At 67.2% G+C, this 12,831-nt stretch carries 8 protein-coding genes; 7 read left to right on the top strand and 1 reads right to left on the bottom strand.

Translation table 11 applies throughout. The features are described from left to right. Nucleotides 1-84 precede the first annotated feature (84 nt). A complete protein-coding gene (locus ACZ62B_RS13270) occupies nt 85-3,897 on the bottom strand; it encodes a GH92 family glycosyl hydrolase (RefSeq protein WP_469690290.1) in 3,813 nt (1,270 codons plus the stop codon). 374 nt (nt 3,898-4,271) lie between these two features. Here ACZ62B_RS13270 and ngcE point away from each other — a divergent pair, with 374 nt between their 5' ends. The 7 genes from ngcE (at nt 4,272) to ACZ62B_RS13235 (ending at nt 12,710) form a co-directional block, all read left to right on the top strand. Continuing rightward, on the top strand, nt 4,272-5,777 hold the full coding sequence (ngcE, locus tag ACZ62B_RS13265) for an N-acetylglucosamine/diacetylchitobiose ABC transporter substrate-binding protein (RefSeq protein ID WP_344564433.1): 1,506 nt from the start codon (nt 4,272-4,274) through the stop codon (nt 5,775-5,777). 132 nt (nt 5,778-5,909) lie between these two features. Beyond that, a complete protein-coding gene (locus ACZ62B_RS13260) occupies nt 5,910-6,839 on the top strand; it encodes a carbohydrate ABC transporter permease (RefSeq protein ID WP_344564435.1) in 930 nt (309 codons plus the stop codon). Between the two features lie 15 nt (nt 6,840-6,854). Continuing rightward, nucleotides 6,855-7,790, top strand: a complete 936-nt coding sequence (locus tag ACZ62B_RS13255) for a carbohydrate ABC transporter permease (RefSeq protein WP_344564437.1) — start codon at nt 6,855-6,857, stop codon at nt 7,788-7,790. A 208-nt stretch (nt 7,791-7,998) separates the two neighbouring features. After that, nucleotides 7,999-9,210: an ROK family transcriptional regulator gene (locus ACZ62B_RS13250; RefSeq protein ID WP_344564439.1), complete on the top strand. Its 1,212-nt coding sequence runs from the start codon at nt 7,999-8,001 to the stop codon at nt 9,208-9,210. A 134-nt stretch (nt 9,211-9,344) separates the two neighbouring features. After that, nucleotides 9,345-10,445, top strand: a complete 1,101-nt coding sequence (locus tag ACZ62B_RS13245) for an ABC transporter substrate-binding protein (protein ID WP_344564481.1) — start codon at nt 9,345-9,347, stop codon at nt 10,443-10,445. Nucleotides 10,446-10,629: 184 nt separating this feature from the next. Beyond that, nucleotides 10,630-11,421, top strand: a complete 792-nt coding sequence (locus ACZ62B_RS13240; RefSeq protein ID WP_344564441.1) for an ATP-binding cassette domain-containing protein — start codon at nt 10,630-10,632, stop codon at nt 11,419-11,421. Continuing rightward, entirely contained in the window at nt 11,418-12,710 is a 1,293-nt protein-coding gene (locus ACZ62B_RS13235) for a sugar ABC transporter permease (RefSeq protein ID WP_344564443.1), read from the top strand. Before ACZ62B_RS13240 ends, ACZ62B_RS13235 begins: the two co-directional genes overlap by 4 nt. Nucleotides 12,711-12,831 lie beyond the last annotated feature (121 nt).

Genomic DNA, 12,831 nt, shown 5'->3' with positions numbered 1-12,831 from the left:
GAGAGGTACCCGTTGGCCTGCGGAAATCCATGAAGAAGGCGGGCCCGGACAAGGTCCGGACCCGCCATGTGAGCGCCGGTCGGCTCAGCTCAGCAGTTCCACCTCCGTCAGCGTCGCCTCACCGGTCAGCACCAGCCGGTAGTGGCCGTAGGCCTTCGGCCGGTCGACCGAGAAGGCGCGGGTCTGGCGGTCCCAGCGGAAGGTCTCGCCCGTCCGCTGGTCGAGGTCCGTCCACGTCGTGCCGTCGGCCGAGCCCTGGAGCACCCAGCCCGTGGGCGCCTCGGCGTGGTCCGAGGAGGTCAGCGTGTACTGCACCGCCTCGGTGTCCCCGGTGACGGGCAGTTCCACGGTGGACACCGTGGCGCCGGTCGCCGACGTGTCGTCGAACAGGGCGCCCTCGCCCTTCAGCGCGTCCTTGCGGGGCGTGGGCACCTCGTCGTCCTCCGTGATCGACACGGGCGCCGCGTTCTCGCCCGTGCCCCACGACGACGGACGCGGGCCCATGCCGAACTCCAGGACGCCGCCCTTCGAGATCACCGAGTGCGGCAGCGAAGTGGAGTTCCAGCGCTTGCCGTTGACCTTCAGGCCCTGCACGTAGACGTTCCGCGCGCTGTTCCCCGGCGCCTTGACGACCAGCTCGCGGCCGTTCTCCAGGTGCACGGTGACCTTCTTGAACAGCGGGGAGCCGATGGCGTACTCGCCGCTGCCCATCACCAGCGGGTAGAAGCCGAGCGAGGAGAAGAGGTACCAGGCCGACTGCTCGCCGTTGTCCTCGTCGCCGTGGTAGCCCTGGCCGATCTCGCTGCCGGTGTAGAGGCGGGACAGCACCTCGCGCACGTTCTTCTGCGTCTTCCAGGGCTGCCCGGCCGCGTCGTACATGTACAGGGCGTGGTGGGCGACCTGGTTGGAGTGGCCGTACATGCCCATCCGGACGTCCCGCGCCTCGGTCATCTCGTGGATGACACCGCCGTAGGAGCCCTTGAACTCGGGGGAGGCCGTCTCGGGGGTGGAGAGGTACTCGTCGAGCTTGTCGCCGAGACCGTCCCGGCCGCCGTACAGGTTGGCCAGACCGCGGCTGTCCTGCGGGGCGGTGAAGGCGTAGCCCCAGCCGTTGGTCTCGGTGTAGTCGTGACCCCACACGCGCGGGTCGTACTTCGAGGACTCGACCCGCCAGTCGCCCCCGGCGTCGCGGCCCTGGAAGAAGCCGGCCTCGGAGTCGAACAGGTTGACGTAGTCCTGGGCGCGGTCGAGGAAGTACGCCGACTCCTCCTTGTAGCGCTTCTCGCCCGTCTTCTCGTAGAGCGCCTCGCCCATCTTCGCGATGCCGTAGTCGTTGAGGTAGCCCTCCAGCGCCCAGGACAGGCCCTCGTGGGTGTCGGTGCTGGTGTAGCCGAGGAACGGCGAGGTGGCCATGCCCTTGCGGCCCACACCGGAGGACGGCGGCACGACGGTGGCGTTCTTCACCGCCGCGTCGTACGCGGCCTCCGCGTCGAAGTCGACGCCCTTGACGTACGCGTCCGCGAACGCGACGTCCGAGGAGGTGCCGGTCATCAGGTCGGCGTAACCGGGGGAGGACCAGCGCGAGGTCCAGCCGCCGTCCTTGTAGTGCTGCACGAACCCGTCGACCAGCTCACCGGCCTTGGACGGGGTCAGGAAGGAGTACGCGGGCCAGGTGGTCCGGTAGGTGTCCCAGAAGCCGTTGTTGACGTACACCTTGCCGTCGACGATCCTCGCGCCGGTGTGCGTCGGGGTGTCGGGCCCTTCCGCCTTGGAGAAGGGAGAGGCGTACTTGTACGTGCCGTCCACCTTCTCGTGTCCCGAGTTCGGGTACAGGTACAGCCGGTAGAGGCTGGAGTACAGCGTGGTCAGCTGGTCCGGGGTGGCGCCCTCGACCTCGACCTTGCCGAGGATCCGGTCCCACTGGCGCTGGGCGTCCCGCTTGACCTTGTCGAAGGAGGCGCGCTTCGGCAGCTCCTGGCGCAGGTTGTCCTTCGCCTGGTCGATACTGATCAGCGAGGTGGCCAGGCGCAGCGTCACCGTGCGGTCCTTGCCGGCGTCGAAGCGCAGGTGGCCCTTGAGGCCGCTGGAGTCACCGCCGGTGACCTCGCTGTCGAACTCGCCGTAGACGAACAGCCGGGTCGCTCCCGTGGACCCGCCGGACTTGACGTCCGAGTAGCCGGTGAAGGTGCCGTTGTCCTTGTCGAGGGTCAGACCGCCCCGGTCCGGGACGTTCTCGTCGCCGGCGTTGTCGAACAGCACGCTCGCGTCGTCGCCCGGGAAGGTGAAGCGCATCATCGCCGCGTGGTCCGTCGGCGTCATCTCGGCCTTCAGGCCGTTCTCGAACCGCACCCCGTAGTAGTACGGCCGCGCGGTCTCGTTCTCGTGGCGGAAGGCCAGCTCGCGCGCCTCACGGCCGAGGTCCGGGGTGCCGGAGGCGGCCGAGGGCATCACCTGGAAGGTCTGCCGGTCGCCCATCCAGGGGCTGGGCTCGTGGCTCGCGCTGAACGCCTGGATCGTCGGGAGGTTGTCGTCGTTGTTGCCGCTCGCGTAGTCGTACAGCCAGCTCGTCGACCTGGCATTGGTGACCGGGGTCCAGAAGTTGAACCCGTGCGGCACGGCCGTCGCGGGGAAGTTGTTGCCGCGCGAGAAGCCGCCGCTGGAGTTGGTGCCCCGGGTGGTCAGCGCGTAGTCGGACAGATGGGCCTTGGGCCGCTCGGGCCGCACCTGCTTCAGCTCCACGTCGTCCAGCCAGCCGCGGAACTTCGCCGGGCCCTCGGGGGAGTCGTACGCCACCAGGATCCGGTCGACGGTCTTTCCGGCGGCGACCGAACCGATCGCCGAGCGCACGCTGTTCCACTGGTTGACGTACAGCACCTTGGAGTCGCCCTGGCCGCGCGGCGTCAGCGGGAAGCCGTGCTGGTCCGTCGCCCGGAGGTCGCTGAGATAGGTGCCGTCGGTGAAGGCCAGGTCGACGGAGACGTTCGTGGCGTCGTAGTCGAGGTCCCGGTCCGCCATCGACGGGAAGACCTTGTACGACAGCTCCGTGCGGCGGTCGACCCTCACATCGACGTCGAAGACCTTGTTGTACGAGTACGCCCGGCCCTCCGTGGTGTGCCGGCCGGCGTATCTGAGGGCCCGCTTCCCGGTGAAGCCGGCGTCCGCCTTGGCCGTCGGCGAGCCGGCCGGGCCGCTGTCGACGAGCGAGAGCATGTCCTTCGGTATCGGGTCGGCGATGCCGGTGGAGAGCTGGACCTCGGCGAGCTGGAGGGCGTCGTCCGCCCCCTTGTTCTTGGTGAACTCCAGCCGCCAGTGCGAGAATTCGGCCGCCTCGGCGAGGTCGTACGTCTTGGTCTGGAACCGCTCCTCGAAGGACTGTCCGGAGCGGGTGTCCAGGGTCTGCCAGTTCTCGCCGTCCGTCGAACCCTTCAGCGTCCAGTCCACGGGGTCGCGCTCGTCGTGGTCGTTGGCCGAGGTGAGGGCGTACTCGACGATCTTCTTCGGCTCGTTCAGGTCGAACTCGATCCAGCCGGTCGGCGCGAAGGTCAGCCACTTGGTGGCGGACTCGCCGTCGAAGAGGTTCCCCTTCACCTCCTTGCCGCCGGTGTTCTCCCCGCTGGCACGTACCTCCGTGACGTGCTCGGTGACATTGCCCGGGATGCCGGAGGTGAACCCGCCGTCCACACCCGAGGCGCGCTTCTCGCCGTCCCGTGTGGTGTCGACGGTGTTCTGCCAGTCCGGGGCGGGCTCCCCGGCCTCGAACGACGACGCGAACTCACGGTCCGCCTTCGGCGGCGCCTGGGGCAGCGCCACCGCGACGCCCTGTGAACCCGCGGCCAAAGCGAAGGCGGTCGCCGCGACGACCGCCGTTCCCCATCTGTGCCGAACCCTGCTGTGCATGCGTGAGTACCCTCCCTGCGCCGGACAACGTTGTCAATGAGATGCGCAAGGTCTAGTAGTGGGTCAAGTGGCCTGTGGTGTCAAGGGGGTTGAATGCGGCATTCCAGTCCAACGGCAGTGATTCTTCCGCCGGAGAACGTGTCGGAGGCCGATATTTCCGCGAGGTCTCAACTCGGAAAAGACCGGAGGTGAACCTTGCATTCGATCTTGATCCATCGGCGGGAAGTGGACTATACCTGTCGGCACTCCGGGGCGTCTTCACCGCACCCGACCCTGTACGGCCGCACTTCCTGCACGACCCAGCTTGACCCGAACGCGGTGCCGGGGAGGATCCGGTTCACCGCCTGAGTCCTGGAGAAGGCGAGGACTTGAGCATGGGATCCACTTCCGCCGAGAGCAACGGCACCGGTTCTGTCGGGAACAACGGCACCGGTTCCGCCGGGAACACCGGCAACGGTGACAACAGCACGTCCGGCGTGGGGCGCCGCGCACTGATCAAGCGGTCCGCCGCACTCGGCCTGGTTTCCGTACCGGCGATGAGCTTCCTGTCCGCGTGTGCCAGCGGAGGCGGAAGCGACAACTCCGGAGACAACAAGGGCGAGACGTCCGAATCCAACCCGTTCGGAGTCAAGAAAGGCAGCAAACTCGACGTCGTCATCTTCAAGGGCGGTTACGGCGACGACTACGCCAAGGCGTGGGAGGCAGCGTTCAAGAAGGAGTGGGGAGTCACCTCCGTCCACACCGGAACGCAGGAGATCACGGGCAAACTCCAGCCCCGGTTCAACGCGGGCAACCCGCCGGACATCGTCGACGACGCCGGCGCCCAGCAGATCCCGATCGACGTGCTGTACAAGAACGGCCAGCTCCTCGACCTCGCCGAAGTGCTGGACGCCCCCTCGGTCGACGACCCGGACAAGAAGGTCCGCGACACCCTCATCCCCGGCACGCTCGACGCCGGGATGCAGGAGGGCAAGGTCGTCGCCCTCAACTACATCTACACGGTGTGGGGTCTGTGGTACTCCGGCAAGCTCTTCCAGGAGAAGGGCTGGGAGGCGCCCAAGACCTGGGACGACTTCCTCGCCATCTGCAAGGACGCCAAGTCCCAGGGCATCGGCGGCCTCGCCCACCAGGGCAAGTACCCGTACTACATCAACGTCGCCATCATGGACCTGATCGCCAAGAAGGGCGGCCTGGACGCCATGAAGGCGATCGACAACCTCGACCCCGAGGCGTTCGTCGGCTCCGACGCCGCGCAGGAGGCCATCGAGGCGATCTACGAGGTCGTCGAGAAGGGCTATCTGATGCCCGGTACGAACGGCCTCACCCACAACGAGTCGCAGACCCGCTGGAACCAGTACAAGGCCGCCTTCATCACCAGCGGCTCCTGGCTCGAGAACGAGCAGCTCAAGACGACACCGGACGACTTCGACATGAAGTTCCTGCCGATGCCGCTGCTGCCGGACAGCGCGCTGCCGTTCGAGGCGATCCGGGCCGGCTCCGGTGAGCCCTTCATCATCCCCGCCAAGGCCAAGAACCTCCCCGCGGCCAAGGAGTTCATGCGCAGGATGCTCTCCAAGGAGTGGTCGACCCTGTTCGCCAAGGAGGCGAACTCGCTGACCATCCTCAAGGACGGCGTCGACCCGGGCGTCCAGCTCCGGCCGGGCACCCAGTCCACGGTCGAGGCGTCCAAGGCGGCCGGCGACAACACCTTCCGCTTCCTGTACACCGAGTGGTACAGCGAGATGGGCACCGCCATCGAGAACGCCTCCAACGAGCTGATGGCCAAGCGCATCCAGCCCAAGGAATGGCTCAAGCGCGCCCAGGCCGCGGTCGACAAGCAGGCCAAGGACCCTGCCTCGAAGCAGAACCGCCGCGACTGATCTCGCTCGACCGACCGCATTCCGGGCCGGGAACCCTCCCCGCCGCGTGCACGGCCGGTGAGAATGACCGACCGTTGCACGACCGGGGAGGATTCCCGGCCCGGAACGGCCACACCCAGGGGCAGGAACGCCATGCGCAAAGGGCAGCACCGGTTCGTCGCGGGATTTCTCCTCTTTCCCGTGGCGCTCTATCTGATCTTCGTGATCTGGCCGTACATCCAGACGATCGGTTATTCACTGACCGACTGGAAGGGCCAGTCGCAGACCTTCAGTTTCGTCGGACTGGACAACTACACGAAGTTGCTCCAGGACGACATCTTCATGGGAGCCATCTGGCACAACATCCTGTTCCTGGTGTTCATCCCGGTGATCACCATTCTGCTCGCGCTGTTCTTCGCCTTCATGGTGAACGCGGGCGGACGCGGACGTTCCGGAGGCGTATCGGGAGTCGCCGGATCCAAGTACTACCGGGTCATCTATTTCTTCCCGCAGGTGTTGTCCCTGGCCATCATGGCGGTGCTCTTCGGAGCGGTGTACCGCAGTGACGGCGGCGGCATGCTCAACGGCGTCCTGATCGAACTCGGACTGGTCGACAAGAACAATCCGGTGGAATGGCTCAACGAGCCGAACTTCGTGCTGTGGGCGCTCATCGCGGTGGTCGTCTGGCACGGCGTCGGCTTCTATCTGGTGCTGTTCTCCGCCGCCATGCAGTCCATTCCGCGGGACGTCTACGAGGCCGCGCTGATCGACGGCGCCGGCCGCGCCCAGTCCTTCTTCCGCATCACCCTGCCGCTGCTGTGGGACTCCGTGCAGACCGCCTGGGTCTACCTCGGCATCGCGGCGATGGACATGTTCATCCTGGTCTCCACGATGACCGCCGGGGACTACGGCGGCGGGCCCGACCACCACAGCGAGGTCATGTCGACCGTGATGATGCGGAACTTCCTGCTGTACGGCCGGAGCGGCTACGCCTGCGCCATGGGCGTGGTCATGCTGGTCCTCACCCTGATCGTGTCCGTGGTCATGCTGCGCGCCACCCGTCGCGAGCGCATCGAGTTCTGAGGCGGAGTAACGACGATGAGCGCACCCCTCAAGGAAACCGCCCCCACCGGGGGCCCCACCCCGCCCCCGCCGCCGGTGGGCAAGGGCACCGTCCGCCCCGGCGACCGGCGCGGCGAAGGCGTCGTGCTGAACGTCTTCTCGCACGGCTTCCTCGTCGTGTGGGCGGTGCTGATCGTGCTGCCGCTGCTGTGGCTGGTGCTGAGCTCCTTCAAGACCGACACGCAGATCGGCGGCTCCGCCTTCGGCTGGCCGCAGAACTGGGACCTCGGCGTGTTCTCCCGCGCCTGGGAGAAGGGCATCGGGGACTACTTCCTCAACACCGTCGTCGTGCTGGTCTTCTCCGTGCCGCTGACGATGCTGCTCGGCTCCATGGCCGCGTACGTGCTGGCCAGGTACGAGTTCTGGGGCAACCGGTTCCTGTACTACTTCTTCGTCGCGGGCGCGATGTTCCCCGTGTTCCTCGCCCTGGTGCCGCTGTTCTTCATGGTCAAACGGCTCGACATGCTGAACAGCTACCAGGGGCTGATCCTGGTGTACGTCGCCTACTCGATGCCGTTCACGGTGTTCTTCATGCACGCCTTCTTCCGGACGCTGCCCACGGCCGTCTTCGAGGCGGCGATCCTCGACGGCGCCTCGCACACCCGGACCTTCTTCCAGGTGATGCTGCCGATGGCCAAGCCCGGTCTGCTGAGCGTCGGCATCTTCAACACGCTGGGCCAGTGGAACCAGTACATCCTGCCGACGGTGCTGATGCAGCCGCAGAGCGGTGACGATCCGGAACGCTACGTGCTGACCCAGGGACTGATCCAGCTCCAGCAGCAGCAGGGCTACGCCTCGGACCTCCCCGTGCTCTTCGCGGGCGTGACGATCGCCATGGTGCCCATGCTGGTGGTCTACCTGTCCTTCCAGCGCCAGGTGCAGGCAGGGCTCACCTCCGCGACCCTGAAGTGACCCACTGGTACAGCCTTGAAGTGACGCACCGGAACGCCTCGTGCACGCGCCGCTCCCGCCCCTGGGAGCGGCGCGTGTCCTTGTGTCCGTGCACCCGGAAACGGTTCAACCTCTTGACGGGAGGCAACCCGAACGGCTCATCTTAGAGTTCACTAGTTGGACATGAGAGGGGCCTCACCGAAGCGGCCCCCGCGCGCAGGAGGTCGTCGTGGAGACTCCGGGGTCGCAGTCGTCGCTGCACCGAGCCAACCTGGAGCGGGTCGTCCGAGCAGTACGTCTTGCGGGATCCCTCACCCAGGCCGAGATCGCGAGGACGACCGGTTTGTCCGCGGCCACGGTCTCCAACATCGTCCGGGAGCTGAAGGACGGCGGAACGGTCGAGGTCACGCCCACCTCGGCGGGCGGGCGCCGGGCGCGCAGCGTCTCGCTGAGCGGGGACGCCGGCATCGTGATCGGGGTCGACTTCGGCCACACCCATTTGCGGGTCGCGGTCGGGAACCTCGCCCATCAGGTGCTGGCCGAGGAGTCCGAGCCGCTGGATGTGGACGCCTCCGCGACGCAGGGCCTCGACCGGGCGGAGCAACTGGTCAAACGGCTGATCGAGGCGACCGGGGTGGACCCGTCCAAGGTCGCGGGGGTGGGCCTCGGCGTGCCGGGGCCGATCGACGTGGAGTCCGGGACCCTGGGCTCGACCGCGATCCTGCCCGGCTGGACCGGTGCCAGGCCCGCCGAGGAGCTGCGGGGGCGGCTCGGCGTACCGGTGCACGTGGACAACGACGCCAACCTCGGCGCCCTCGGCGAGATGGTCTGGGGCAGCGGCCGGGGCGTGCGCGACCTGGCGTACATCAAGGTCGCCAGCGGTGTCGGCGCCGGTCTGGTGATCAACGGGAAGATCTATCGCGGCCCGGGCGGCACCGCGGGCGAAATCGGACATATTACACTCGATGAATCCGGACCCGTCTGCCGCTGCGGCAACCGCGGCTGCCTGGAGACCTTCACGGCCGCGCGCTATGTGCTCCCGCTGCTCCAGCCCAGTCACGGCACCGACCTCACGATGGAGGGCGTCGTGCGGCTGGCGCGGGACGGGGACCCTGGCTGCCGTCGGGTGATCGCCGACGTCGGCCGCCACATCGGCAGTGGAGTCGCCAATCTCTGCAACCTGCTGAACCCGAGCCGGGTGGTGCTCGGCGGTGATCTCGCCGAGGCCGGTGAGCTGGTGCTCGGGCCGATCCGGGAGTCCGTCGGCCGCTATGCGATCCCCAGTGCGGCACGTCAACTGTCCGTTCTCCCCGGGGCACTTGGAGGCCGTGCGGAGGTGCTCGGAGCGCTCGCCCTCGCACTGAGCGAGATGGGCGATTCGACCCTTTTGGACGGCACCGCGACCGGGTCGCTCGCCGCGGCCACCCCTGCCTTCACTTAGAGAACGGATGGCACCGTTGCCATCTCGTTAAGGATTTACTTCTTGACGTCGCACGTGTGGCCGAGTTGACTTCCAGCCACCTCGGCCGCAACGACGCGGCCTCGTCAGGGAGGTTTGTAGAAGTGAACACGCGTATGCGTCGTGCTGCCTTTGCCGTCGCCGCCGGTGCGATGGCCGTCTCGCTCGCCGCTTGTGGCAGCGCCGCCGAGTCCGGCGACAAGAGCGACTCCGGTGACTCCGCCGCCAAGGGCGACGACATCAAGGTCGCCCTGCTCCTGCCGGAGAACCAGACCGCGCGGTACGAGAAGCTCGACAGGCCCTTGATCGAGAAGAAGGTCAAGGAGCTCACGAACAACAAGGGCGAGGTTGTCTACAACAACGCCAAGCAGGACGCCAGCCTGCAGAACCAGCAGGTCGAGACGATGATCACCAACAAGGTGGACGTGATCATCCTCGACGCGGTGGACTCCAAGGCCATCGCCGGCTCGGTGAAGAAGGCCAAGGACGCCGGCATCCCGGTCGTGGCCTACGACCGCCTCGCCGAGGGTCCGATCGACGCCTACACCTCGTTCGACAACGTGACCGTCGGCAAGACCCAGGGCGAGGCCCTGCTGGAGGCGCTGGGCGACAAGGCCAAGGACGGCCAGATCGTCATGATGAACGGGTCCGCCACCGACCCGAACGCCGCCATGTTCAAGGAAGGCGCGCACTCCGTCCTCGACGGCAAGGTGAAGATCGGCCGCGAGTACGACACCAAGGAGTGGAAGCCGGAGAACGCCAACTCCAACATGCAGGCGGCCATCTCGGCCCTCGGCAAGGACAAGATCGTCGGCGTCTACTCCGCCAACGACGGCATGGCGGGCGGCATCATCACCGCCCTGAAGCGCGCCGGCATCGACAACCTCCCGGTCACCGGCCAGGACGCCGAGCTCGCGGGTGTGCAGCGCATCGTCACCGGTGAGCAGTACATGAGCGTCTACAAGCCGTACCCGCAGGAGGCCGACGTGGCCGCGGAGATGGCCGTGCTGCTGGCCCAGGGCAAGTCGCTCGACTCCATCGCCAAGGAGAAGGTCGACAGCCCCACCGCCAAGGGCATCCCGTCCGTGATCGTCCCGGTCGTCTCGCTGACCAAGGACAACATCAACGACACCGTGATCAAGGACGGCATCTACACCGTCCAGGAGATCTGCACGGACAAGTACAAGGCCGCCTGCGACAAGATCGGCCTCAAGTAAGCAGTCCCCAACTCCCGTGATGCCTCGGGGAGTCCGTGACCCGGACTCCCCGCACGGGACCGACTGCCACGCGCTCCGCCGGCGCCCCGCACACATCAGCCCCGCAAGCTACGCGGGGCGCCGGACGGAACACCCCCCTCAGAAACTTCTGCACAACCTCCCGCCGGGTCAGGCGGCGAAGGAGATGGTTCACGTGTCCGCTACGCCCGTGCTGGCGTTGCGCGGGGTCTCCAAGCGTTTCGGTGCCGTCCAGGCGCTCACCGACGTAGAGCTTGAGGTCCACGCCGGTGAGGTGGTCGCCCTGGTGGGCGACAACGGCGCCGGAAAGTCCACGCTGGTCAAGACGATCGCCGGCGTGCATCCCATCGATGAGGGATCCATCGAGTGGGACGGCAAGGCCGTCCAGATCAACAAGCCGCACGACGCCCAGAACCTGGGCATCGCGACGGTCTACCAGGACCTCGCGCTGTGCGACAACATCGATGTCGTCGGCAACCTCTACCTGGGCCGGGAGATCCGCAGGCGCGGAGTCCTGGACGAGGTGGAGATGGAGCGCCGCTCCCGCGAGCTCCTCGACACCCTGTCGATCCGCATCCCCAGTGTCCGCATCCCGATCGCCTCCCTCTCCGGCGGTCAGCGCCAGGTCGTGGCCATCGCCCGGTCCATGCTCGGCGAGCCCAAGCTGGTGATCCTGGACGAGCCCACCGCCGCCCTCGGCGTCGAGCAGACCGCGCAGGTCCTCGACCTCGTCGAGCGGCTGCGCGAGCGCGGCCACGCCGTCATCCTCATCAGCCACAACATGGCCGATGTGAAGGCCGTGGCGGACAAGGTCGCCGTCCTGCGCCTCGGGCGCAACAACGGCGTCTTCGAGGTCAAGTCGACCTCGCAGGAAGAGATCATCTCCGCCATCACGGGCGCCACGGACAACGCCGTGACCCGTCGTGCGGCGCGCACCAATGGGGAGATCAAGAAGTGAGCACCGAAAAGACCTCCACCCCCACCGAGGACCACGCCGTGGAGAACCCCGAGGCGGCGTCCGCGGCGGTCACCGCTGTCGACCCCCGGCTGCTGGTGCGCGAACAGGGCTTCGCGGGCTACCTCAACGAGTTCAAGCGGAAGATGAAGGCCGGTGACCTCGGCTCCATCCCCGTCGTGGTCGGCCTGCTGATCATCTGGGCCATCTTCACCAGCCTGAACTCCAACTTCCTCACCGCCGGCAACTTCTCCGACATGTCCGTCGCCATGGTCGGCACGGGCATGATCGCCGTCGGTATCGTCTTCGTCCTGCTGCTCGGCGAGATCGACCTGTCGGTCGGCTCGGTCAGCGGTGTCGCGGGCGCGGCGTTCGCGGTCATGAACGTCACCCACGGGATGAACGAGGTGCTGGCCCTGGTGCTGGCGATCCTCAGCGGCACGGCGGCCGGCGCCATCCACGGCTTCATCTTCGCCCGCATCGGCGTCCCGGCCTTCGCCGTGACACTGGCCGGACTGCTGTTCTGGCAGGGCTTCATGCTGCAGATCCTGGGCGCCAACGGCACGATCAACCTCGACTCCGACGGCCTCGTCGTCAAGCTGACCAGCTACTACTTCAGCGATGTGGCCGCCGCGTACGGCCTGGCGATCGTCGTGACCGTGGGCTACTTCCTCACCGCGTTCTTCGACAACCGCCGCCGCGAGGCCGCCGGTGTGCCGTCCCGCCCGCTGAACGAGCTCATCGTGCGGACCGTACTGCTCGCGATCCTGGCCTTCGCCGCCGCGATCGTCTTCAACCAGTACAAGGGCCTGCCGCTGGCCGTGGTGATCTTCCTGGCGTTCCTGGTGCTCACGGACTTCGTGCTGCGCCGCACCGCGTACGGCCGCAAGGTCTTCGCGCTCGGCGGCAGCGTCGAGGCGTCCCGCCGTGCCGGCATCAACGTCGAGATGGTCCGCATCTCGGTCTTCGCGATCGCCGGTACGTTCGCCGCGATCGGCGGCCTGTTCGTCGCGTCGAAGATCGCCTCCGCCAACCAGGGCGCGGGTACCGGTGAGTTCCTGATGAACGTCATCGCCGCGGCGGTCATCGGTGGTACGTCGCTCTTCGGCGGTCGTGGCCGCACGTGGGACGCGCTGCTCGGTGTGATGGTGATCATCTCGATCACGTACGGGCTGGCGCTCGAGGGTATCGCCTCGCCGGTCCAGTACATGATCACCGGCGGTGTGCTGCTCGCGACCGTCGTCATCGACGCGGTCACCCGTAAGACGCAGAAGACCGCGGGGCGCGCGTAGTGTTTCGACTGCCGGTCAGCTGTGGTTGACCGCGCCCCTGGGTGCGTTGCTGTGGCCCGGTGCCTCACAGGCGCCGGGCCACGGTCGTGTCGTAGGACTCGCACATCCGGGGTACTGCTGA

The organism is Streptomyces sp. NPDC053426 (genome assembly GCF_055585405.1).
Note: the sequence above shows the minus strand (reverse complement) of the source record. Positions and strands in the feature narration are given on the sequence as shown.